The organism is Paenibacillus amylolyticus, from assembly GCF_051136285.1.
Lineage (GTDB): Bacteria > Bacillota > Bacilli > Paenibacillales > Paenibacillaceae > Paenibacillus > Paenibacillus amylolyticus_F.
On sequence record NZ_CP194938.1, the window covers coordinates 2,149,592 to 2,173,551 of the forward strand.

At 47.1% G+C, this 23,960-nt stretch carries 23 protein-coding genes; 5 read left to right on the forward strand and 18 right to left on the reverse strand.

The annotated features are described in order from the left end of the window. Positions 1–222 precede the first annotated feature (222 nt). A complete protein-coding gene (locus tag ACR8BL_RS09550) occupies positions 223–1,227 on the forward strand; it encodes a lipoate--protein ligase (protein ID WP_434752400.1) in 1,005 nt (334 codons plus the stop codon). Between the two features lie 290 nt (positions 1,228–1,517). Beyond that, complete coding sequence (locus ACR8BL_RS09555; RefSeq protein ID WP_434752401.1) at positions 1,518–2,321, forward strand: Cof-type HAD-IIB family hydrolase; 804 nt, start codon at positions 1,518–1,520, stop codon at positions 2,319–2,321. 344 nt (positions 2,322–2,665) lie between these two features. On the opposite strand, the gene ACR8BL_RS09560 is transcribed toward ACR8BL_RS09555, so the two are convergent. After that, positions 2,666–3,589, reverse strand: a complete 924-nt coding sequence (locus tag ACR8BL_RS09560; protein ID WP_434752402.1) for a DMT family transporter — start codon at positions 3,587–3,589, stop codon at positions 2,666–2,668. A 120-nt stretch (positions 3,590–3,709) separates the two neighbouring features. Between ACR8BL_RS09560 and ACR8BL_RS09565 the strand changes: the two genes are divergently transcribed. Further along, the gene (locus tag ACR8BL_RS09565) at positions 3,710–5,131 is read left to right on the forward strand and encodes a PLP-dependent aminotransferase family protein (RefSeq protein WP_434756648.1); all 1,422 of its coding nucleotides are present in this window, start codon (positions 3,710–3,712) and stop codon (positions 5,129–5,131) included. A gap of 524 nt (positions 5,132–5,655) precedes the next feature. Here ACR8BL_RS09565 and ACR8BL_RS09570 read toward each other — a convergent pair. From ACR8BL_RS09570 to cysT, 10 genes are all read right to left on the reverse strand, one after another. Continuing rightward, positions 5,656–6,282, reverse strand: a complete 627-nt coding sequence (locus tag ACR8BL_RS09570) for an ABC-2 transporter permease (RefSeq protein ID WP_434752404.1) — start codon at positions 6,280–6,282, stop codon at positions 5,656–5,658. Continuing rightward, positions 6,275–6,946, reverse strand: coding sequence for an AAA family ATPase (locus tag ACR8BL_RS09575; protein WP_434752405.1), 672 nt, complete (start codon positions 6,944–6,946; stop codon positions 6,275–6,277). Before ACR8BL_RS09575 ends, ACR8BL_RS09570 begins: the two co-directional genes overlap by 8 nt. A gap of 153 nt (positions 6,947–7,099) precedes the next feature. Further along, entirely contained in the window at positions 7,100–7,735 is a 636-nt protein-coding gene (gene clpP / locus ACR8BL_RS09580; RefSeq protein ID WP_434752406.1) for an ATP-dependent Clp endopeptidase proteolytic subunit ClpP, read from the reverse strand. Continuing rightward, on the reverse strand, positions 7,701–8,666 hold the full coding sequence (locus ACR8BL_RS09585; protein ID WP_434752407.1) for an RNA polymerase sigma factor: 966 nt from the start codon (positions 8,664–8,666) through the stop codon (positions 7,701–7,703). Before ACR8BL_RS09585 ends, clpP begins: the two co-directional genes overlap by 35 nt. Positions 8,667–8,799: 133 nt before the next feature. Next, a complete protein-coding gene (locus tag ACR8BL_RS09590) occupies positions 8,800–9,594 on the reverse strand; it encodes an MBL fold metallo-hydrolase (protein WP_434752408.1) in 795 nt (264 codons plus the stop codon). 191 nt (positions 9,595–9,785) lie between these two features. Further along, positions 9,786–10,232, reverse strand: coding sequence for a hypothetical protein (locus ACR8BL_RS09595; protein ID WP_434752409.1), 447 nt, complete (start codon positions 10,230–10,232; stop codon positions 9,786–9,788). Between the two features lie 334 nt (positions 10,233–10,566). Beyond that, a complete protein-coding gene (locus ACR8BL_RS09600; protein WP_434752410.1) occupies positions 10,567–11,634 on the reverse strand; it encodes a sulfate ABC transporter substrate-binding protein in 1,068 nt (355 codons plus the stop codon). Between the two features lie 45 nt (positions 11,635–11,679). Next, a complete protein-coding gene (locus ACR8BL_RS09605; RefSeq protein ID WP_434752411.1) occupies positions 11,680–12,744 on the reverse strand; it encodes a sulfate/molybdate ABC transporter ATP-binding protein in 1,065 nt (354 codons plus the stop codon). Position 12,745: 1 nt separating this feature from the next. Then, positions 12,746–13,543, reverse strand: a complete 798-nt coding sequence (locus ACR8BL_RS09610) for a sulfate ABC transporter permease subunit (protein WP_434752412.1) — start codon at positions 13,541–13,543, stop codon at positions 12,746–12,748. Continuing rightward, positions 13,540–14,355 (reverse strand): sulfate ABC transporter permease subunit CysT, encoded by an 816-nt coding sequence (gene cysT / locus ACR8BL_RS09615; RefSeq protein ID WP_123063322.1) that lies wholly within the window; start codon positions 14,353–14,355, stop codon positions 13,540–13,542. The genes ACR8BL_RS09610 and cysT overlap by 4 nt, the downstream gene beginning before the upstream one ends. Positions 14,356–14,763: 408 nt before the next feature. Between cysT and ACR8BL_RS09620 the strand changes: the two genes are divergently transcribed. Continuing rightward, complete coding sequence (locus ACR8BL_RS09620; protein ID WP_434752413.1) at positions 14,764–15,165, forward strand: secondary thiamine-phosphate synthase enzyme YjbQ; 402 nt, start codon at positions 14,764–14,766, stop codon at positions 15,163–15,165. Between the two features lie 173 nt (positions 15,166–15,338). On the opposite strand, the gene ACR8BL_RS09625 is transcribed toward ACR8BL_RS09620, so the two are convergent. The 5 genes from ACR8BL_RS09625 to tkt all read right to left on the reverse strand — a co-directional run bounded on the left by ACR8BL_RS09625 (position 15,339) and on the right by tkt (position 20,736). Beyond that, entirely contained in the window at positions 15,339–15,941 is a 603-nt protein-coding gene (locus ACR8BL_RS09625; protein WP_434752414.1) for a TetR/AcrR family transcriptional regulator, read from the reverse strand. A 5-nt stretch (positions 15,942–15,946) separates the two neighbouring features. Continuing rightward, a complete protein-coding gene (locus ACR8BL_RS09630) occupies positions 15,947–16,579 on the reverse strand; it encodes a YigZ family protein (protein WP_434752415.1) in 633 nt (210 codons plus the stop codon). Positions 16,580–16,746: 167 nt separating this feature from the next. Next, the gene (locus ACR8BL_RS09635) at positions 16,747–18,102 is read right to left on the reverse strand and encodes a glucose-6-phosphate isomerase (protein ID WP_434752416.1); all 1,356 of its coding nucleotides are present in this window, start codon (positions 18,100–18,102) and stop codon (positions 16,747–16,749) included. Between the two features lie 183 nt (positions 18,103–18,285). Beyond that, positions 18,286–18,603 (reverse strand): pyrimidine/purine nucleoside phosphorylase, encoded by a 318-nt coding sequence (locus tag ACR8BL_RS09640; protein ID WP_110898659.1) that lies wholly within the window; start codon positions 18,601–18,603, stop codon positions 18,286–18,288. A gap of 90 nt (positions 18,604–18,693) precedes the next feature. Continuing rightward, positions 18,694–20,736 carry a transketolase gene (gene tkt, locus ACR8BL_RS09645; protein WP_434752417.1) on the reverse strand — a complete coding sequence of 681 codons (2,043 nt, stop codon included), beginning with the start codon at positions 20,734–20,736 and terminating at the stop codon, positions 18,694–18,696. A gap of 532 nt (positions 20,737–21,268) precedes the next feature. Here tkt and ACR8BL_RS09650 point away from each other — a divergent pair. After that, the gene (locus tag ACR8BL_RS09650) at positions 21,269–21,748 is read left to right on the forward strand and encodes a hypothetical protein (RefSeq protein ID WP_434752418.1); all 480 of its coding nucleotides are present in this window, start codon (positions 21,269–21,271) and stop codon (positions 21,746–21,748) included. 106 nt (positions 21,749–21,854) lie between these two features. On the opposite strand, the gene purU is transcribed toward ACR8BL_RS09650, so the two are convergent. Continuing rightward, complete coding sequence (gene purU / locus ACR8BL_RS09655; protein WP_434752419.1) at positions 21,855–22,748, reverse strand: formyltetrahydrofolate deformylase; 894 nt, start codon at positions 22,746–22,748, stop codon at positions 21,855–21,857. A 66-nt stretch (positions 22,749–22,814) separates the two neighbouring features. After that, a complete protein-coding gene (locus ACR8BL_RS09660; RefSeq protein WP_434752420.1) occupies positions 22,815–23,921 on the reverse strand; it encodes a deoxyribonuclease IV in 1,107 nt (368 codons plus the stop codon). Between the last annotated feature and the right edge of the window lie 39 nt (positions 23,922–23,960).

Below are 23,960 nucleotides of genomic sequence, written 5' to 3' on the forward strand. Positions count from 1 at the left end.
GGCATATGAGGGATGGGTCAATCCTGGATTGCTTTTGAATTCATCCGCCTGTAAAGAGTTGTATCAAAATAAATGGCATCAACGTGTTTTCTTTGTGTCCCAACGACAATTCGTTTACAATAGAAGAGGAATTTCAGGAATTTCATTTTTCTGATTCTTTTGTACAAGCATCACTACATAGGGGGCTTCACGCCTCTCACATACATTAATGGAGGAATGACCATGCTGTTTGTAGATAACCAGGGCATTACAGATCCTTCTGTAAACCTCGCGATTGAGGAGTACATTCTGAAGCATCTGCCGATGGAAGATGATAGCTATCTATTGTTTTACATCAACCGTCCATCGATCATTATCGGTAAACACCAAAATACCATTGAAGAAATTAATATCGAGTACGTTCAGGATAACGGTGTACAAGTGGTTCGTCGTCTTTCCGGGGGCGGCGCGGTGTATCACGATCTGGGCAACCTGAACTTCAGTTTCATTACGGCGGATGACGGTCAATCCTTCCATAACTTCCGCAAATTCACCCAGCCTGTGGTTGAAGCCCTGCACGAGCTTGGTGTTAATGCCGAGTTGACCGGGCGCAATGATTTGCAAGTCGGCGAAAAGAAAATTTCGGGCAACGCCCAATTTGCTACCCGTGGTCGCATGTTCAGTCATGGTACTTTGATGTTTGATCTGAATCTGGAGCATGTTCAGGCATCCTTGAATGTCAATCCGGAGAAGTTCAAATCCAAAAGCACCAAATCGGTGCGCAGCCGGGTGGCCAACATTCGTGATCTGATTGACAGCAATCTGACGATTGAAGAGTTCCGCGATGAGTTGTTACGTCATATCTTCCGCATGGAGCCGCAGGACGTTCCTCAGTACAAGCTGACCGAGAAAGACTGGGACAAAATCAAAGAAATCTCTGCCGAGCGTTATAACAACTGGGACTGGAACTACGGTCTGTCACCGGAAAGCAATGTGAAACACACTCGCAAATTCCCGGTTGGCATCATCGATCTGCGCATGAACATCAAGGATGGACGCATTGAAGATATCAAAATCTTCGGCGATTTCTTCGGGGTTGGCGATGTGGCAGATATCGAGGACATGCTACGTGGCAAGCGTTATGACGAGACTGAAGTGCGCTCCGCACTGGAAGGTCTGGATGTGAAACATTACTTCGGCAACCTGGAGCTGGAAGACTTTATCGGCCTTGTTTTCCTGGAGGAGTAACAAAGGAAATACGAAATATAGATGGATATAGATTGTTTGAACGAAATAGAATCACAGCAACGAAGAGGACAGAAGAAACCTGGAAAAGCAAAGCGTTCGCCTAAAAGCTTTCTGCAAGAAAGCTACATCGGAAGCATATGCTTATCACCAAATTTTCTCCTTATAGAATATAAAGATCAAAAAAATCTGGGGATAACAGTGATTGAAAGGTTATTCGTCATCGGAGTTTTTGTGTGAGGCTGTTTCGTTCAATAAATATAGAACCAGATAAAAAAGGAGAGAAACATCACATGACTTACAAACTCATTGCTATCGACATCGACGACACCCTCATCAACGACAACAAAGAAGTTACACCTGCTACACAAACGGCTTTGGAACAAGCCGTGGCACACGATGTAGTGGTAACCCTCGCTACAGGACGTGCTTACGCTTCCGCACAAGCACTTGCACGCCAAACCAAGTTGAACGTGCCGATTATCACCTATCAAGGTGCTTTGGTGAAAAACCTGCTTGACGAAAAAGTACTCTATGAGCGCTATGTGCCGCAAGAGGCTTCACGTAAATTGTTCGACTACTGCCTGGAGAAAAACCTGCATCTGCAAACGTACATCGACGACAAGCTCTATGCTCGTGAAGAAAATCAAAAGCTGCTCGATTATGCCAAGTTAAACGGCACACAATATTACATCGAATCTGATTTCATCAAAGTCATTGAACAACCAACACCAAAGCTGCTCATCATCGACGAGCCAGACTATCTGGATCAAGTGGCTGTTGAGCTTCGTGAACTGCTGGGATCTGAAGTACACATCACCAAGTCCAAACCGTATTTCCTCGAAATTATGCACAAAGAAGGTACCAAAGGCCATGCTCTGACGTTCTTGGCTGACCATTTCGGTCATCAGCTTAGTGAGTGTATCGCCATCGGTGACTCCTGGAACGATCACGAGATGCTGGAAGTGGCTGGACTGGGTGTAGCGATGGGCAACGCCATCCCTGCGCTGAAAGATCTGGCAGACTATATTACAGCGAGCAACAACGAAGACGGCGTAAAAGAAGTGATCGAGAAGTTTGTACTGAACGCAGAGTAAAGGTATAGTATTTACGGAGTATTTCTGAGCAAGTACAGTCCGTTACAAAAAACAGCCCGGATACCACCATGATTTGTGGTTCCGGGCTTTGTTTTTATTTTTTCTTATTTTTCGCAAGCAATACCGCCGTTAAGAAAGAAATTTGTAACGAAACAGTAATCCCAACCGAGACCATAATATTCGTGGAATCTGAGATATGAACGAAAAATATAACAAGAAAGAATACAAAGATAGTAATGATAACGCTGGCGATGAAATTCAAGAAAACTTTTCTCATATTTTTACACGACTCCTCAAAGTAAGACTTTTTCCTATCATACTATAGAGGAGATTTACCTGGTATTCTAGGAACCTTGCACGATCACCTTCGTACGTTTCCCTTTCCACAACCAACCGCTCACCTTCTCATTCATTGCCAGCAGTCCCGAGATAACCAGACCCACACCGACCCACGTCACCCAGCTGACATGTTCTCCGTACACGATCGCACCGAGCCCAACCGCAATTGGTGGTGATATGTATAACCAGGTTGCCGGGAACAGCGGATTTGTGCGTGACATAATCCAATAGAACAGACTGTGCCCGACCATCGAGCCGACTACCGTCAGATAGATCACGGAGGACACCGCTGGCAGTACATCCAGTGCCGACATATTCCAGGATTCCGTCAACGCCGACAGGATGAATAACAACACACCACCATACATCATCTGCACCGCATTGATCGCAACAGGACTCATCTCGCTAAACTGATGAATGACCTTCTTGGAGTATAAGGTACCTGCTGAATAACAGATTTCCCCCACTAACACAGCGATACATCCCCATAAAAATAGTGAACCCGCGCCAAGCGATACTCCTGGTAATACGACGAGTACCACACCTGTAAAACCAATCAGGCAGCCTATAATCATACGCGAAGATGTTTTCTGCCGTAACACTGCCGTTTGCATAAGCATAATCATCAGCGGTCCTGTCGCCGATAGAATAGCCCCAACACCGGAACTGACATGCTGTTCAGCCCAATATAACGTGGCAAAGGTTCCAAATGTCAGCCCTGTACCCGTAATCAGCATTTCTTTGCGGAACAACAGGGACAAGCTCACTTTCCCCTTCATCCACATCCATGTAAACATTAAAGCTCCTGCGATCAGAAACCGCAGTCCAGCGGATAGAAAAGGCGGCATGCCTGCCTCTACTCCAATTTTGATCGCCAGAAACGTTGTGCCAAAAACAAGACACATTACGGTAAATGCAATCCCCACCATGTTAACCACTCCTTTATCTGTTCTCCATCATAGCTCATGGTCTACAGAACAGAATGAATAAAACAGAACAGTTATCTCCCATTAGCTGTTACAATGAAGATCAAAAGGAGCGTGGATCGGGTGGGCAAAACGTTAATGATGACAGATAACAGCATGAAACGGTACGAGCAAGTCATCCATTATCTCATGGTGCGGATCGAAGCAGGTGAGTGGGCTGAACAGGAAAAACTGCCTTCGGTGCGAAGCCTGTCCGAACTGCTCGGCGTACATCGGCTTACGGTATTCAAAGCGTATCAGGAATTAAAGCAACGCGGGATTGTCTACGTCAAAGACAAGTCCGGTTATTTCGTCAGTCCTGCGAAACCATTAGCGCTTACGGATCAAGCGGATGATCCGTCTGTGTCGGCATGGCTCCATTGGGATACACTGGATCGTGTGCAATCGCTGGAAGCTGAATATCAGTTCTCCAAGTCATTGATCGATCCTGCGCTACTGCCCAACCGGTATTGGGGGGAGTTAATGCGCGACCTGCTGGATCAATACCCTCGTCTATTGGGCACATATTCAACCATTCAAGGTGATCTGGAACTGCGTAGCAGTCTGGCAAGTCATCTGACGGCGAAGGAACGTTTCTACCTGTCCTCTGACGAAGTGCTAATTACTTCCGGTGCACAACAAGCGATTGATGTCATCTCTCGTGCACTGGTCAAGCCCGGAGATCGGGTACTGATTGAGCGACCAACTTACGGGCCTGCCATGGAAATTTTCCGCAAACAGGGCGCACGGCTTGTTTTTACCGATATCCATCCCGAGGGGTATGATCTGGAGCAGATTGAGCATCTGATGAAAACAGAGAAGCCACGTCTCTTTTATATGACACCGACGTTTCAAAATCCAACGGGGATCAGCATTTCTGTAGAGCAGCGCAAACAGCTGCCCGAACTGGCTGAACAGTATGGCTGTTATCTGGTGGAGGACGACAGCACGTATGATATTTATTTTAAAGAGAAACCGCCAGCACCCATCTTCACTTACGATACCTCCGGGCATACGTTGTACATTCGCAGCTACAGTAAATACGTAGTTCCGGGGTTGCGTATCGCAGCTATTATGTGCCGTCCACATCTCATGCCAGGGCTACAAGCGATCAAAGCTTTGACCGACAACGGGTCACCGCTACTCAATCAGAAGCTGTTTCTACGATATTTTCAATCCGAACGCATGCATCAGCATCTGTCCAAACTGCGAACCGCGCTTCAGCTGCGAATGGAAGTGATGGAGCAGTGTCTTCTGGAGACGGACTGGACGTGGACACGCCCCGAGGGTGGTCTGAACATCTGGGCCGAGCTTCCCGAGGGGATTGACACAGGTAGGCTACTGCACCAAAGCATGGAGCACTCCATTGCTTTTGTACCTGGCACCGTGTTTGATCCCTCGCACGCATCGGGCAGCCGCAAGCTCCGCCTCTCCTTCTCCTACGTCCGAGAGCAACAGATTCGGGAAGGTATGGACAGACTGATCACCTTGGCGGCGAGAAGTTAAAACGAAACTTCGTTTGGGATCGACATTGAGAGCCTAAGAGCAACAGAGATACGAAGGAGTAGCGGAGTCCAGGCCGGATAAGGAAGTTTGAGGAGTGAATTGAACCTCGGCAAGTCTTAGAAGAGTGCAGAATTCTGAAAATGTACCACTGACAGTGAGTCAACGAAAATGGGGAAATGTGTCAAAGGCTTAGGTTAGACAACTTTTTGTCTATCATCAAAATGGCTGTTTCCTCTGTGGGCACATCGATGTCCACTTCATGCCAATGCTAACGATCACCAGAAACCTTATTTTGACGTTTTTCACAACCTAAAAAATGTAACGATCACCAGTGACCTTATTTCAATGGAAACATGTGATTTTTACCCATTTTCCATAGAAATAACTAAAATAGCGTCTCCTGAGATCGTTACATTTTCAAATCACCTGAATTGTAGAAAATAGGCTCATCTGTGATCGTTAGCACCCGACTCCCCATGAACACACCTAGATTTATATAAGTCGATAGCTAAAGTCAATTCCGCTCACAAATCTTTTCTCTCAAATAACCGGATCGTGAAGACATACGAAACAAAAAGCAAAGCCACTATGGCTATGGCAATCCCCACGATAATGGGTGTTGTAATCAGCCCTTCTTTACCCGCAACATCAAGAATGAACGCAGTCGGTTGAGCAAGAACAATTAAACAAACGAAGAAAACCGTATTAATAATGCCTGCTCCCTTTTTGCTGAGTGCATAGAAAAGTGGCATATAAATAGATACCAGTATAAATACCAACCCCATAGAAATAAGGATATCCAACAGGGAATAATGAGGTTTGTTGAGTTCAGGATAATTCAGGTTAACAATCTTGTGAATGCCGAAGGATACCAGCACTCCAAACAGGGAATAGAGAATGGAAGACAGGTACTTTGCTTGCACGATCTGTTTGCGACTGACTGGAAGTGTAACTAAAAAGTTATGATTATTGTTTTTGATATCAATCATCGTAGTTATCATAATCGAGCCAAAAGCCGTATAAATCCCTACGAGATACATGGACATTTCCATCTTCGGGATAAACGCCCAGCTGAAAATCACCACATACAGAGCAATAATCCACAACGAACTTCTCAGTGCAATAAAGTCTTTGCGAAGCAGATTAAGCATGCTGACGTCCTCCTTTTGCCGTGAAATAAATCAAGTCTTCCAGGGCTGGTCTGTGCAAAAGAGCCTCACTTCCAAACAATCGTTGCGCCTCTTCCTTGTTATCCGACAATGCTTCAAAACCAACCGTTGTTTCACGTATGCCAACGAACTGACGCCGGGTATCGGCATCCAACAGTTCCATATCCCCTTTAACAATGGTGTACCATTCAAGCACATCGTCCTTAGCCTCATTAAAAATCAGCTTGCCTTGATTAACAAAAGCGATATAGTCCGCGATCCGCTCCAGATCGGTTGTAATATGGGTCGAGAAAATGATAGATTTGGTATCGTCCTGAATCATGTCGGCCAGCAGATCAAGCAACTCCCGCCGAAATACCGGATCGAGACCGGATGTCGGTTCATCCATCACAAGCAGATCAGCCTCATGTGACAAGGCCACAGCCAGCGAAAATTTGATCTTCATGCCTTTAGACAGATCCTTGATTTTCTTTTTGGGAGACAATTCGAACTGCTCCAAGTAATTCTCAAACAAGGCCTTATTCCAACGAGTGTAAAAAGGAGCAATCCTACGTGCCATCTCCCGGATCGTCAGATGTTCATAATAAAAGCATTCATCCGACACAACCCCGAGTCGCTGCTTCACATGCACTTCACCACTCGGCATATCGCTTCTCTTCTATAACACAAAAAAAAAGGACAACAGTCTCCTGTCATCCCTTAAGGAACGCTGAACCAGAGCAAATGTTGCTCTCGCAGCTTGTATTCGATTTATTCATTTTTCTATCTGTCGAGTTTTTCGCTTTCATCTCGAATCATGCTATGCGCCTGTAATCACCTTATCCACCAGACCGTATTCCACTGCTTCGGCTGCGGTAAGGAAGTAATCACGGTCGGAGTCTTTTTCTATCCGCTCCAGTGACTGGCCCGTATGGTCTGCAAGCAACTGATTCAAACGCTGGCGGTGCTGGATAATACGGTTAGCGTGTATCAACATATCCGATGCCTGCCCACGTGTGCCGCCATGCGGCTGGTGAATCATAATTTCGCTGTTCGGTAACGCCAATCGTTTCCCCTTGGTGCCGCCCACGAGCAAAATCGTACCGAAACTCGCCGCCATACCGGTACAGATCGTCGAAATATCCGGCTGCACTAACTGCATCGTATCATAGATCGAGAATCCTGCTGTCACCGATCCCCCCGGACTGTTAATATACATCTGAATATCCTTATTCGGGTCTTCTGCAGTCAGATATAACAATTGAGCCACGATGGCATTGGCCATCTGATCCTCAATCTCACCCGACACCATAATGATGCGGTCTTTCAACAAACGTGAATAAATATCATAACTCCGCTCACCGCGAGCGGTCTGTTCCACAACGTAAGGTACTACGTTCATATGTGTCGCCTCCTTATCATTAGGCAGCCATGATGACCGTGTACCCGCCTCCATATGGCTTCAAATTCATGCCGGAAGTAGCATTTCCGTACATCACTGGCTGCATGGATAGAGACGGTAGAGTTTGCTGCAGGATTGTACCCGCCACAGCCATCGGATCATCCGTGCGATTAAGGCACAAATCAATAAGACGTGCCGTATCTCCCAGGCGAAACGCCATCAGATAGCTGCGGAGCTGCTCTTGATCCAGCTGAGTACACCCTTCCATCGCACCCTGTTCCAACGCAGCATCCATCCCCACTTGCTCGGAATGATATCTCACCTTGCTTAGGGTTGTGCGGGCACGGTTTAATGCCGCTTTTACCGCACCTTCCGTTGTACTCAACATCTCAGCCGTCTCTGCCGCCTTATATCCCATTATTTCACGTAATATATAGATCGTCCGCTGCCACGGTGACAAGGTGTGAACGAGAAGCTGCACCGCAGACTCCAGCTCTTCAAATGATTCTTCTTCCGTAAATTCGGACATGACAAGTTTCATATCTGCCAGAATAGAGCGTAGCTTCTCTTGCTTACGAATTCCATCAATCCATGTATTGCGTGCAATACGGATCAGATATGCCTCCCAGTTAAACGCTACCGTTCTTTCCGAAGCTTGCACTGCCGCAGACGATAAGCCCTTGAGACAGGTTTCCTGTACCAGATCCTCCGTCTCCGTCACCGATTTAGTCAGTGACATGCAATATGCATAGAGCGAACCCATCAGATCAGGCAATACATCATGTAACGTAAGGTCTGGCCTGCTTTTCTTATCAACGTCATTTGTGCTGTCAGCTAGATTTGTTTCATGCATTGCTACCGTTCCGTAAATCCCATTGGTTTTTTCTGCATTTTTAACATAATTTGTCGTGTAGTAACTATGCGTGTTACTCCATTCATGCTGTAGTTTGTTGACTTCGCATTCTACGGACTTCACAAAGGCCATCTCGGGGGCCCCCCTTTGCTGGTTCCTGATTGATGGTAATTTTAGATGACTTTCACTATGTAAACGAAGAACCTCCCGTAAAGGATACGCTCTTCTTCTTTTATTTTCTAATAACTCATTTTCCAATCGCATCCTATCCCAGCTTCACCGTCATCCCCGTACGTGCTACCGTAATGCCCTGATCCAGATCATAACCCTGCCGTACATCAATATCATGGGACATATGTGTAAAAAAGGTGTGTCCCGGCTTCAACTCTCGCAAAAGCTCCTGCGCCTCCTGCATATCATACACCGAACGCGTCGAAAACTCCGCCAGCTCATGCACAAAACTCGTACCCAGTACCAATAGATCCAGTCCATGTAACAGTTCCTTCTCATTTTGCTTCAAATCGATAGCATCCGAACAGTACGCCCACGCATACCCCTTACGATCCAGCCTATAAGCATACGAAAATCCGTTTTGCCCATGGCACACCTTCCATGAGCGCACCTTCCATCCGCCGAGTTCAATCCCATTGTCCGTTTCCCGAAAATCCATATGACGAGCGAGCCACGGGAACTGTCCCTGAATCGTGACAATCACCTCACGCGGAGCATATAGCCTGCCCTTCACCCCTAACCAGCGGCACGCATCTGCCCATTCTGGCAAACCACCAATATGATCAAAATGCGCATGTGTAATTAGCAGCGTGTGTACCATCCGCATCCCTTGATCTTCCATCTGAGAACGCCAGTCCGGCCCGCAGTCGATCATAAACATTCTGTCTTCATGCCTGTCTCGAACGTCACCGCCCTCGTGAATCAGAACAGACGAGCGTTTCCGGCGATTTTCACCTGTAAGCCTTGCCTCCGTACACACCTCGCAATCACAATACACCCGTGGAACTCCCATGGCATCGCCCGTTCCCAGAAATGTGAGCTGATTCATTCCGCATTCCCCTCTCGATCCCTGAAGCCGATTCAGCTCAGTCCAAATATTCTATGTAAATTGTAATCTCCTACCTCCGCTTTTGCAAAAAAAAGACTCTCCCGCTGCAGCTCATCACTGCTGGCCGGGAAAGTCTGTCGTCTGACCCGAGAGGACTCTAGTTCAGACATCATTGTGCCGGATGCGTCCGCTCATACCAGCGCACGCAGTTTCAACGTCAGTTCACGGCCAACAGGAACTTCTTTGGCATCCGTGATGACCCAGTTCCATGCCAGGCGCTGCTCCAGCACCTCAGCCTGCGCTGCGGTCAACTGCAAACCGGTGATGATGCCCTCACCCACCGTGAAATCCTTGTCTGCTTGCAGATTAAATGCTTTTTCCAGCCAGATGCCAAGTCCGCCGCGAGTATTAAACGTAATTCGATACCCGTTCTGCAGAGCAGCTTCCAGATTCTCACCATGCTCGTCCGCATAAGAGAAAAACGTATCGTACCGATAATGCTCCTCCGATACGGCATCAAATGCTGCTACATCCTTGGCTTGAATCGCTTTTAGAATACCCACTTCAGGCATGCCCTTACCTCGGGCCTGCTCCAGTCGAATCGCTGTGCTCTGGGATAATTTGATCTCTGTACTCATTGCTGTCACGCCTTTCTGCAAATACAATTATGCCAACATGTGCATTAGTCTACTTCCTATTATAACCTTTTTGCAGTAAAAAACCTCCATCACGGTATGCCGCAAAATGAAGGTTCACATTCCTATATAAGTTGAACTAATATCCCTTACACGGAACACTCCGATGACAGAATAACCTTCCAATCGCTGTTATCCCCAGATTTTTTTGGATTCCCTTTTCCAAAGGGAAAAATCCGGTGATAAAGGCGAGCGCTACGCTTTTCCAGGTTTTTTCTGTCCTCTCCGTTATTGTGTAAATAAATAGTTCAACTTATATAGTTCATTGTTCAATAAGCTACAGTCCCGCCAGCACCTGATACCAGACTCCGCGCTTGGAATAGAGCGTCTTACGTACCTCATCCCATCCACCCAGATAGTTGATATCGAACAACCCCGCTGGTGTGGGGAATGATTCTTTTGTTTCGGCAAATACGTCCGGGTCTACGGAGCGGAAGCCATGTTTCGCAAAAATTCGCTGTGCTTCAGGCGTTCGCAAGTATGCGATAAAAGCCTCAGCCAACTCCCGATTGCCGTGTTTGTCGGCGTATTTATCCACCACCACTGCAGGATTTTCGATGAGTATCGTATGTTTTGGCACTACGATATCATAATCTACACCCTTGGCAATTCGGGCAAGCAGCTCATTTTCATACGTTACGATAACGTCTCCTACACCGTATTCAAACGCAGCCATCGAGGAACGGCCACTCTTGTCCAGCGATTCAACGTTCTGGTGTACCTCTTCCAGAAATGCTTTCGCTGCGGTAGGGTCTTTCTTGCCTTCTTTCTCCTCCGACAACTTCAATCCTGCACCGTAAATAGCATTAATATCCCACTGTGCACCGCCGGATGTTTTCGGGTTAGGATACAACACCTTCACGCCAGGCTTGGTTAAATCCTGGAAATCTTTAATCCCCAGTGGATTGCCTGCTCGTGTACCCAGCACAACGATTGAACGAGTAATCATGCCCTCATACGGCGTTTGTTTCCAATCCGAAGTGACCAGCTTGGCCTTCACCAGTTTATCGATATCGCTTTCCATGGCAAGCAGGGCTACATCCGCTTCAAACCCGCCAACGATGGCTCTGGCTTGTGTTCCTGAAGCTTCATAGGACTCCTGGAAGTTAACCGTTTGTCCCGTCTTGGCCTTCCATTCTGCCTGGAACTTGGGCAATAGTTCACCCACCGCATCCTTCGCTACGCTATATGCACCGATAACCAGCGTGTTCGAAGAATCTCCACTCGATACTGTGGCTGGTTGCCCAGGCTCCTGTTTGCTGCATCCGGCAGTCACACAGACGAGCACAAGCATCAGGATCACGTATAGAGGTATACATTTCTTTTTGTTTTGGCTCGTCTGCATGGCTGCTCCTTCTTTCATTTCTACTTTATTCTAAAATAAAAGGCTCTAGATCATGACAGGCATCGGATCTTCTTTCAGTCGGTTCTCAACAACCCAGCTCTCCGAGTCGTTGAACATATAGGCGCGGTGCACAAGCACACGAATCGTTTGCCCGATCTCCAGCGTCGTTTTCTCCAGAGAGCGATAGGTGATGAGCTTGTGGCCCTCCACCTCAACTTCAACCATCCATTCACTACCACGGAAATGAAGATGTTTCACGATCCCTTTTTCCGTTGCAGACAACATCGTAAATTCATTCTTCAACCCGATCTCAATGTACTCCGGTCGGATCAGCGCACGTGTATTGCCACCTTGTACCGCATCTTCAAAACCTTTCAGCTGAGCAGCATCCTCTACCACCGTGGACTCACCAATAAAAGTCGCCACGAATGGAGTCTGCGGATTTTTATAAATATCCCAAGGTGTACCCTTCTGCTCCAGTCTTCCCTGGCTAATAATCATGATCTCGTCTGCCACTTCAATCGCTTCATCCTGGTCGTGGGTAACAAAGATCGATGTAATGCCCACCCGTTCGATCAGCTCACGCAGCCATGAACGCAGCTCCTGTCGAATCTTTGCATCGATGGCGGCAAACGGTTCATCCAGCAAGAGCAGTTGCGGCTCAGGCGCGAGCGCTCTGGCAAAGGCTACACGTTGACGCTGTCCACCCGACAACTGGTGCGGATAACGCTGTTCGAAACCTTTCAGCCCAGTCAGCTCAACGAGTTCCATAACACGGTCACGAATTTGGGCTTTGGGTGTTTTTTTCACCTTCAGGCCAAACGCAATATTATCAAAAACACTCATATGTTTGAACAACGCATAGTTCTGAAATACAAATCCAATCCCCCGCTCCTGTGGCGGCAGATGATTGACGACCTGTCCGTGGAAACGAATCTCTCCCGAACCCGGACTTTCGAGCCCTGCAAGCATACGCAGAATGGACGTTTTCCCGCCTCCACTGGGGCCAAGCAGACCGATCAGATGGCCCTTGGCAATATCAAACGAGACATCCTTCACCGCATGAAAATCACCGAAATGTTTGTTCAGATCACGAACTTCTACATGCATCTCAATGCACTTCCTTTCGCTTCTTGGCCCATTCCATCAGGAGCAGCAGTCCTACGGAGAAGGTTACCAGCACCAATGCCACACCGTTTGCAGCCGACACGTTAAAATTCTCCACATCCTGATATACCAGCGTTGTTGCCGTCTGCGTTTTGTTCATAATGTTACCGGATACGACCAATACCGCCCCGAATTCTCCCAATGAGCGTGCTACCGTCAGAACCAGACCGTAAACCACCGCCCAGCGGATTGAAGGCCAGGTAACACTCCAGAACGTTCGCCAGCCATAGGCTCCAAGCGTCGAAGCTGCCTCTTCCTGCTGGGAACCCAGCTCCTGCAGGACAGGCATAACCTCCCTCACCATCAGCGGGAACGTAACGAACAACGTGGCAATTACCATGCCCGGGAAAGCATATACCACATTAAATCCGATGCCTTCAAAAAATCCCCCCATGATGCTGTTCGGTCCAAGCATCAAAACAATCATCAAACCGCCAATAACCGGTGATACGGCATAGGGCAGATCCACAACGCTGTTCAACAGACCTTTCAACCGATCACTCAGCCAGCCTGCGCGAACCAGATAGAGCGCCATCATGATACCAAACAATGTATTTAACAGGGTAACCACCAGAACGACAAGCCCTGTCATCATCAGTGCGTGCAACGCTTCGGGACGCATAATACCTTTAATGAAACCACCTGCGCCATCCTCAAATGCTCCGATCAATATACGACCAAGTGGAATGATCAGCAGCAGAGTAAATACAGCATATGTCAGTCCGATTAACCATTTCCTCATCGTCTTCTCCCCCGCATCTGTACCAGATTGATCAGCCAGAGGATCAGGAAGGAGAGCGTCAGCAGCAACACGGATACCGCGGCCGCCCCTGTCGGGTTATCACTTTCAATCTCACCATAGATAAAAACAGAAGCCGTTAGCGTTCTGCCCGGAATATTGCCAGCAACCAGTACAACGGCGCCGAATTCAGCGAGCGCTCTGGAAAAAGCTAACATCCCGCCGCTGATCATGCCAGGAGCCATAGATGGCAGAATGACTTGCATGAATGTACGAGCCTTGGAAGCGCCCATCGTGTAGGAAGCCTCTTCCTCAGACGGATCAATCTCTTCCAGCAAAGGCTGCACTGCCCGAATGACAAAAGGAAAGGTAACAAAGGTCATTGCGATCACAATCGCAGGCTGATGAAATACAATTTCAAACCCCATCGATTCAGCCAGTTTCCCAACAGCACTGATCGGTCCGAGCAACAGCATAATCATCAGACCACCTACAGCGGTTGGCAGAGCAAAAGGAAGATCAACCAGGCTGTTAAGAAATGATCTGCCAACAAATCGATATCTGGTTAACACCCAGGCAATCATGGTTCCGAGAATCACATTAATCAGTGCGGCGACTACGGCCAAACGAACCGTTAACAGCACGGCCTTCCATGCGATCGGGTCCATGATGCTCTCAGCAAAATTGCTCCATCCTTCAGAGAAGGAATTGGCGTACACACCGATGATTGGAAGTACAATAAGTACGATGAAATATAACAATACGGTACTGCGAAAACCCCAAGTCCATCCTTTGTGACGAAGAACGGTGTTCATTACTGTGTTCCCTCCCAGCCTCCGGCTTTAGCTCCGGTCGGCAGTCTACCTGACTTCATACGACATTTTCCTAAGTTGGATAAGTTTACTTTATTATTATTCCCATTAGTCTACTTGGTTTTTTTGCTTATCTGATACTTTACCAGTTTGCAGTGCTAATCGTCAATGCTTTTATTCGAACTGTTTAATGCTGGATTAAACAAATCTTCCTTATTTTATTAAGTGAATTTAATGCATTTCATTGGCGAAAATTTGTTCAATACGATCAAACATTTGTGTGTTAGCACGCATACATAAATCCTTTATGTACACACGTTATTCCGTGCGGTTTGTTTCGCTTACGTGCTTAAGTTACAATCGAAAGAGTTAAAATGGAGGAGCTATTACAACGTGAAGGAGTGATCTGTGATGTTATATACGAAAAGCATATCAACATCTGCAAGAGATGAAATGAAGGATATCACACGGGATATCAAACAGGTTGTGCAAAGCAGTGGTGTACAGAATGGAACCGTGCTTATCTACTGTCCCCACACTACAGCCGGGATTGCCATTAATGAAAATGCAGACCCCGATGTAAAACATGATGTACTGTTACGTCTTGATGAGGTATACCCCTGGGACCATCCCGAGTATCGTCACGCTGAGGGCAATACAGCCTCTCATCTCAAATCAATAACTAGCGGTCCGTCACAGACCGTTATCCTGCACGAAGGCAGACTGCTCCTCGGACGCTGGCAAGGCATCTATTTTTGCGAATTTGATGGACCGCGTAGCCGGGAGTATTTTATCAAGATCATGGAAGGTTAGGTCTCGTTTTCGGAAAAAGACAAACAGGCGATCCACCCTTTACTTGGGTTTGGAATCGCCTGTCTTCGTCTTCTGCGTATGAAAATAATATCTTTCGCATGATAACGTAATAAAGAGTTAATGTTATGACCAATCACCGTCCTGAAGTGTAGGGGCGCAGGCAAAAGCGGCAATTAATGCTCGCCAGGCTGCTGGCCCAAGTTACGGCACAATACTTTCACATGAGACAGCGCAGAGGATTCAATCTCCCCAAACGTCAAACGATCTTGAATATAATAAGATATGAATCCATGCATAGCTAGAAACAAGGTACGTGGCACATGCTGTATATCCTCTTCTGTACAGCCTTCATCCTTCATGTACTGCCTGATGATGGACGCAAACAGCTCAAAACAACGTCCTTGCTCGGTACGACAATAAGACAATAGTTCCTCGTCCCGAATCATAAACATAATCTCGTATTGATACGGATTCTCCAGACCAAAACGGATAAACTCCATTAAGATATGCTCGACCTTGCTCACACCGCCTGCAACCGGCCTGACCATGGCTTGTAATAGCAAATGCCCCAAGTGGTTGAAATCCTCCACCACAATCGCATAGAACAACTCTGCTTTTTCCTTAAAATGATAATACAGCGACCCATGACTATAGCCCAGATGCTGGCCGATGCTTCGCATCGAAATGGCGCGGTATCCTTTGGTAATAAAAAGGTGCCTCGCCGCCTCCAGTATCCGCTCCCTCGACAACTCCTGTTCGACTGCTCTTCTAGCCATATATTTTATTCCCCTTCAATAAAATAAAGCCGCTGTCCCTCCGTGATCCGGGATTGCCCTTGCGTCAAATCCGTGATCCAGGCCATAAATGCCTCGGTTTCACTATCCGGCGGAAGACAAGTTAACGTAACCTTATCGGTGAAAGCAGTTTCACCTGTACGCACTTCCCGGCTTCTTAACTCATTTTCCACTTTTCCAAGCCACGTATAATCCAGCTCTACAAACACTTCTCGATGCAGCAACTTGGTAATTGCTTCTCCTGCCTCAATTGCTGCCACAGCTCCATCCGTATAGGCACGGATCAACCCGCCAGCACCAAGCATAATTCCACCGAAGTAACGGGTTACCACAATGGCTACATTCTTTAATTGCTGATTCTTGATCACTTCAAGAATGGGTTTACCTGCTGTACCGCTCGGTTCCCCGTCATCAGACTGCTTCTGAATCTCATCCCGCTCACCAATCATGTACGCCGAGCAGTTATGTGTCGCATTCCAATGTTTCTTCTTGATATCATCAATAAAAGCAATAGCTTCCTCCTCGGTTGTGACCGGCATAATATGACCGATAAACCGTGATTTTTTGATCACGATTTCCAGCTGCCCTGATCCCCGAACCGTTCGATAACGTTCTATCATTTCCAATCCAACTTTCCGTAAATCATCCATTTTACAAGAAAGCAGTTCCCCGCATATTGCGGATGAACTGCCTCGGTTAATTTACATCCCGGAACCCCCCCTGCAAAGGGGCGCATTCCCGGATGGACTTAACAATCCTTATTTAACTATATGAGCAGAACCAAGAATTATTCGGAAAGTCTCGCTTCAAGCGCTGCTTTCTCTTCTTCAAAGCCCGGTTTGCCCAGCAGTGCGAACATGTTTTTCTTGTATGCTTCCACACCCGGTTGGTCAAATGGATTCACACCCAGCAGATATCCGCTGATGCCGCATGCTTTTTCAAAGAAGTATACCAGATATCCGAACGAATATGGAGTCATATCTGGAATGTTCACAATCAGATTTGGAACTTGACCATCTGTATGTGCAAGCAACGTTCCTTGGAATGCTTTTTTGTTGACGAAATCCATCGTTTTGCCTTCCAGGAAGTTCAGCCCATCCAAGTCATCTGCATCAGCTTCAATGGAAATATGCTCGGATACTTCAGCGACTTGAATAACCGTTTCAAAAATGTTCCGGCTACCTTCCTGAATGAATTGCCCCATAGAATGCAAGTCTGTGGAGAAATCTACGGATGCCGGGTAGATCCCTTTGTAGTCTTTACCTTCACTTTCACCAAAGAGCTGTTTCCACCACTCGGATACAAAGTGCAATGATGGCTCATAGTTTACAAGGATCTCTGTGCCTTTGCCTTTGCGATACAATGCGTTACGAACGGCAGCGTATTGATATGCTTCGTTCTCAGCTACATTTGGATTGCTGTATTCTTTGGATGCGTCGGCTGCACCTTGCATCATTTCTTCGATGTTGATACCCGCTGTTGCAATTGGCAGCAAACCTACTGCTGTAAGTACGGAATAACGTCCACCTACATCATCCGGGATGATGAAAGATTCATAACCTTCTTCATTCGCCAGTTTTTTGAGTGCTCCGCGCTCTTTGTCTGTTGTTGCATAGATGCGTTTGCGAGCTTCCTCTTTACCGTATTTCTTCTCCAAAGCTGCACGGAAAATACGGAATGCAATTGCCGGTTCAGTTGTTGTACCGGATTTGGAGATAACGTTCACGGAGAAGTCTTTGCCTTCTACCAGATCAAGCAAATGTGTCACATACGTAGAGCTGATGTTGTTACCTGCAAAATAAATCTCAGGTGTTTTGCGTTTGTCTTTCGGCAAGTTGTTGTAGAAGGAATGTGTCAGCATTTCGATCGCTGCGCGGGCACCCAGGTAGGAGCCACCGATACCGATAACGATCAGCACTTCGGAATCGCTTTGGATTTTTGCAGCCGCTTTTTGAATGCGGGCAAATTCTTCTTTGTCATATGCTGTTGGCAGGTCAATCCATCCCAGATAATCAGCACCTGTTCCAGTACCGTTATGAAGCTGCTCGTGAGCCAAGCGGATTGGTTCAGCGAAATAGTCTACTTCGTGCTGGTTCACAAATTGCAGAGCTGTGCTATAGTCAAATGTTACTTTTTTTGCCATGATCTCAAAAACCTCCTGATATCGGTATAATATTTCCGTTTTCCATGTTAAACAACTTGTCCTAAGGATACTTCAAATCCATCGGGCTGACAAGCTTACTTCATGAACTTCGCTGTTAACAGTCAAGATGCAAAAAGGGCAAAACGAAACCGCGGTACTGCGGTTCGAGTTCCCCTTCTTGTGTTATTCCGCCGGGTACGAGCAGACGTAGTCAGTAACGCTGCGTATCTCCAGTTTGAATTTGGATTCGGCAGGCACATGGAATGTAGCTTGGCCTTGAATCTCTTGCCACTCTTCTTCACCAGGAAGCAATACTTTCAGATCGCCGGACAGAATCTCCATGATCTCGCGAGAATCTGTGCCGAACTCATAACTGCCTGGAAGCATGATGCCCAGCGTCACTTTGCTGCCATCCCCCAAAATAACCGTTCTACTGGTTACCTGACCATCATAATAAATGTTGGCCTTTTTCACTACACTGACTTGATCGAATTGTGACATGCGTACCCGCTCCCCTGAAGTTAATCAAAACAAAAGGCAAACACAGATCAGGGCAGCCTTGGCCGCCCTTGATCTGCGGAAATAACGCTATTACAGCAATGCTTTTACGCGGCTAACTACGTTATCCACTGTGAAACCATATTCCTGGATTACACGGTCGCCAGGCGCGGAAGCACCGAATGTGCTGATTCCGAGAATGTCACCTTGATCTCCAACATATTTTTCCCAGCCCATTGGGTAAGCCATTTCGATTGCCAGACGAGCTTTAACATCCGGAAGAAGAACGGACTCTTTGTAAGCTTTGTCTTGTTTCTCGAACAGATCCCAGCTTGGCATGCTGATTACGCGGACTTGAATGCCTTGCTCAGCCAGTGCAGCTTGAGCTTTAACAGCCAGCTGTACTTCAGAACCAGTAGCTATAATTTGTGCTACCGCTTTGCCGTCTTTAGCATCGGATACCACATAAGCACCACGTTTCACGTTCTCGCGTACACCCTCTACCGTTCCTTCGAGGATCGGCAAGTTTTGACGAGTCAGCACCAAGGCAACCGGGTTGCTCTTGTTCTCAAGCGCGTAAGCCCAAGCTGCCGAAGTTTCGTTACCGTCAGCCGGACGAATCACTGTCAGATTCGGGATGATACGCAGGGAAGCCAATTGCTCGATCGGTTCATGCGTAGGACCATCTTCACCAACAGCGATACTGTCATGAGTCAGGACGTACGTTACAGGCAATCCCATCAGAGCAGCCAGACGAACAGCCGGACGCAGGTAGTCGGTAAATACGAAGAACGTACCGCCGAATACTTTAACGCCACTGTGCAGTGCCATACCGTTCATCGCTCCAGCCATACCGAATTCACGGATACCGAAGTAGATGTTACGGCCGGAATAGTCTTCCGGGCTAAAGTTGGTCAGGTTGTTCAGGTGAGTCATTGTGGAGCTTTCCAAGTCAGCGGAACCACCTGTCAGATGAGGCACATTGTGTGCAAGACCGTTCAGAGCGTTACCGGAAGCTACACGCGTAGACAATGCTTTGTCTGTTGCCGCATATTTCGGCAGATCACGATCCCAGCCTTCTGGAAGGTCGCCGTTGATCGCTGTTTCGAACTGAGCAGCCAGTTCAGGGTATGCTTTTTTGTACTCAGCAAATTGCGCGTCCCAAGCTTTGTTTGCAGCAATACCGTTCTCTTTTACTTGAGCAAAGTGATCGCGAACTTCAGCTGGTACGTGGAAGTTTTCTTCGTACACCCATTTATAATATTCTTTGGTCAATTTAGCTTCTTCTGCACCCAGTGGAGATCCATGAGTACCGCCGTGGCCACCTTTACCTTGTTTGTTCGGGCTACCGTAACCAATAACGGTTTTCACTTCGATCAATGTAGGACGCGTTGTATCTGCTTGACCTTCTTTGATTGCTTTTTCAATTGCAGGCAGATCGTTACCGTCTTCAACACGCAGCACTTGCCAGCCATACGCATCAAAGCGTTTAGCGATGCTTTCGGAAGAAGAAAGATCCAGTTTGCCATCCAGCGTGATGTCGTTGGAGTCGAACAACATGATCAGTTTGCCAAGACCCAGACGTCCAGCCAGGGAAGCTGATTCATGAGATACGCCTTCCATCAGGTCGCCATCGCCGCAGATTGCATATGTGTAGTGATCAACAACGTTGAATTTGTCTTTATTGTAGGTTGCGCCCAGTTGAGCTTCAGCCATTGCCATACCAACAGCCATAGCAATACCTTGACCCAGTGGTCCGGTTGTCGCATCAACACCAGCTGTATGTCCGAATTCCGGGTGACCCGGAGTTTTGCTTCCCCATTGACGGAATTGTTTCAACTCTTCCATTGGAAGGTCGTATCCGCTCAGGTGCAGCAAGCTGTACAGCAACATGGAGCCATGTCCTGCGGACAGCACAAAGCGGTCCCGGTTAATCCAAGTCGGGTGGTCCGGGTTATGAGTCATCGTTTTTGCAAAAAGCTGGTATCCCATTGGAGCGGAGCCCATCGGCATGCCCGGGTGTCCGGAGTTTGCCTTCTCAATTGCATCAATCGCCAAAGTACGTACGGTTGTAATCGACAGGTTGTCGATTGTAGTGTTCTCGTCCTTTTGAATCGCTTCGTTCTTGTCAGTCATGGTTTGTCCTCCTCATGTCTTTAGATAAGTCGGGTGCGCAAGCGAATCCCTCTCATCATACAAGCAAACCGCATAAACAATAAGTGAATCCGCTTGAATGTTTCATTTTGACTTATTCACTTTTGTATTGTATCACTTGACGTGAAGCTTTTCCATAACCTTCTTTTAGAAAGTTACGGAAAAATCAGGTGATCATCATGAAACCTTGCTAGGGTGTGTCTGAAAACACTGAAGGAAGCAGATTTTGCCGAATTTTCGTTCCAAGCCAGGAAGTTTACCGCAGGCGTGCCGGGGCACGTCAAAGGAAAGTGACGCAGCAGGGGGCGAAAAGGCGGTAAAAGATGCACTTCAGTCGGTTTCAAGATACGCCCTAATCCATCGGATGAAGTATAACCTTTAACCCGAAAACCATACACATTTTAGAGGTTAACGTGAAATTTGCATGTTCTTGTCTGTATCTCCGGATTCGAGAGCAAGGTGAACGGTTTAATTTTCAAATAGTAGATATGCTTCATTCCAAGGAGGGCTTGAAATGTCAGATGCAGTGCAGCACCCGTCTCGTTCGTTAAAATCATCATTACCCTTGTTATCCGGGATCATAACCGGAATCGTCAGCGGCGTTTTTCTGGGACTGTTTCTGAAAGCTGTTCAGACATTAACTGGTGAAAAGGTATATACCTTGTTGTTGAACATTGATTTTGTGCCTGGGCTCCCTCCGCGTTTGCCGGAATGGATCGAATTTTCCCTGCATCTTGCTGTATCCGTTGTCATCGGGATTTTCTACATATGGTGGATCAGACGTTCAGGCCGTCCAGTCAGTAGAGGAATATTTATCGGTGCCGCCTCTTCCCTGTTGTATCTTCCTCTGTCTCCGTTATCCCCACGTGTGCCTGATCTGAATGATGCGGTTGCGATTTCCTATTGGGTAGTTGGCCATCTTCTTTTTGGTGCTTTGCTAGGTCTGTGTGGAAAATACATGCACGCCAAAAAACGGCACCCGGTTCATCGTTGAACCGGAGCCGCTTGGCTTATAATGCTTCATTCTCTGAGTGATTACGTGTCATTCTCTTACGAGGTTACGGATCAACCTTGCGCAGTATTAAAGTGTAAACTTAGATTTAAAATACAACTGTTTTATTTTCATGTACAAGAACACGGTCTTCCACATGCCATTTCACAGCACGCGCAAGCACAACACGTTCAATGGTACGTCCAATGCGTTTCAATTCAGGCACATTATCCCCGTGGCTTACACGCTGTACGTCTTGTTCAATGATCGGGCCACCATCCAGCTCTTCGGTTACATAATGCGCCGTTGCGCCAATGATTTTAACACCACGGTTATAAGCCTGAGCATACGGCTTTCCTCCGACAAAGGCCGGCAAGAACGAGTGATGAATGTTGATGATGCGGTTGCGGTAATGCTCGATGAACATCGGAGAGATAATCTGCATATAACGGGCAAGAATAATGACATCCACATCATCGCCGATCACTTCGAGCTGACGCTGCTCCGCTTCTTTTTTCGTATCTGCTGTAACCGGGATGTGGTGATACGGGATGCCAAATGATTCCACATAGTCCTTCATGTCCAGGTGGTTGCTGACTACAAGTGCAATATCAGCGTCGAGATCACCCGCCTGCCATTGCCAGAGCAACTCTACCAGACAGTGATCCTCTTTGGATACAAAAATAGCCAGTCTTTTTTTGCGACTCACCGCGGAAAGAGACCATTCCATCTTGAAGCGTGCTGCAACTTCGGCAAAATCCGCCTCCAGCTTCGCGAGATTGCTCTCCAGCTGCGGAAGATCGAATTCGATCCGCATAAAGAACATGCCGCCTGCCGGGTCCATCGTATACTGGTCAGACTGTACAATGTTGGCACCGTGCTGGTGCAAAAAGTGTGATACCGCAGCTACAATTCCCGGACCATCCGGACAGGAAATAAGCATACGCGCTCGATTGGCGCGGTTTTGATCATCAGGTCGTGTTTGTTTCGCATGAATCTCCATCGGGTTAATCTTCCTCCTTAATTAGACAAAACATACATGAACTATATCAGGCAAGACTTGCAGGGATTACCCTGCAAGCCAAGCAATCAAGCGATGATTGATTTGTTCTTCATTCAAATGCGGGAACAATGATGCCTCCGTTACCATGTCATACAAACGTTCCAGCGGTTCACGCGGATCAGCTTTTTTGGCTTTGGCATCATTTTTGAGCAATGTCCACACATCAAGCACATAAGCACGGGAATCCAGCTCTTTGCCTTTGAAGAAATGCTTCAGTTGCTCTACTTCACTCAGGAACTCCTGACCAAAACGGCCTTCCACATCGCCTCGCAACAATGCGATTTCAATTTCATACATTGGCCGCTGCGTTTTGGCGTCTTTACCAATCCACGGCGTCTCCAGAATGAATGGACGATTGTGCAGTTTTTCATGGTTTACAATGCGGTTGATGGCTTCAAAACCAATCCAGCCTGACCCAATCGGTGTATGACGGTCTTTGTGTGCGCCGATAGCATTTTTGCTATCGTTAATATGCATTACAGCAATACGATCAAGTCCAACCGTTCGATCAAAATGATCAAGTACTCCATCCAGATCATTGACAATGTCATAACCTGCATCATGAATGTGACATGTATCCATACACACAGTCAGACGTTCGTTATGTTTCACTTTCTCAATAATCTGTGCGAGTTCCTCGAAACTGCGTCCCATCTCGGTTCCTTTGCCAGCCATCGTCTCCAGCGCAATATTCACATCCGTCTCCTGAATGCCATCCAGCACTTCATTCAAACCTTGTGCAATGCGTTCAATGCCGTAATGAGCATCTTTGTCCGTAAATGCCCCGGGATGTAATACAATGTTTTTCACACCAATAGCATGAGTACGGCGAATTTCCTCCTGAAGGAAGTCCACAGCCAGTCCATATGTGCTGTCCTTGTACGATCCCAGATTGATGATATAGGGAGCATGAACAACAATCTCCTCGAATCCACCTGCCTCCATCTCCTGCTTGCCTTCCTCAATAAACATGGATTCAATAGGCTTACGGCGTGTATTCTGTGGTGCACCCGTATATATCATAAACGAACTGGAACCGTACGAGGACGCTTCCTTCGTTGCACTTAATAATCCCTTGTCCGAAAAGGACACGTGGGAGCCGATTTTCAGCATCAATAGATCCCCCTTTTTCTGAATTATCCCTTATCATAA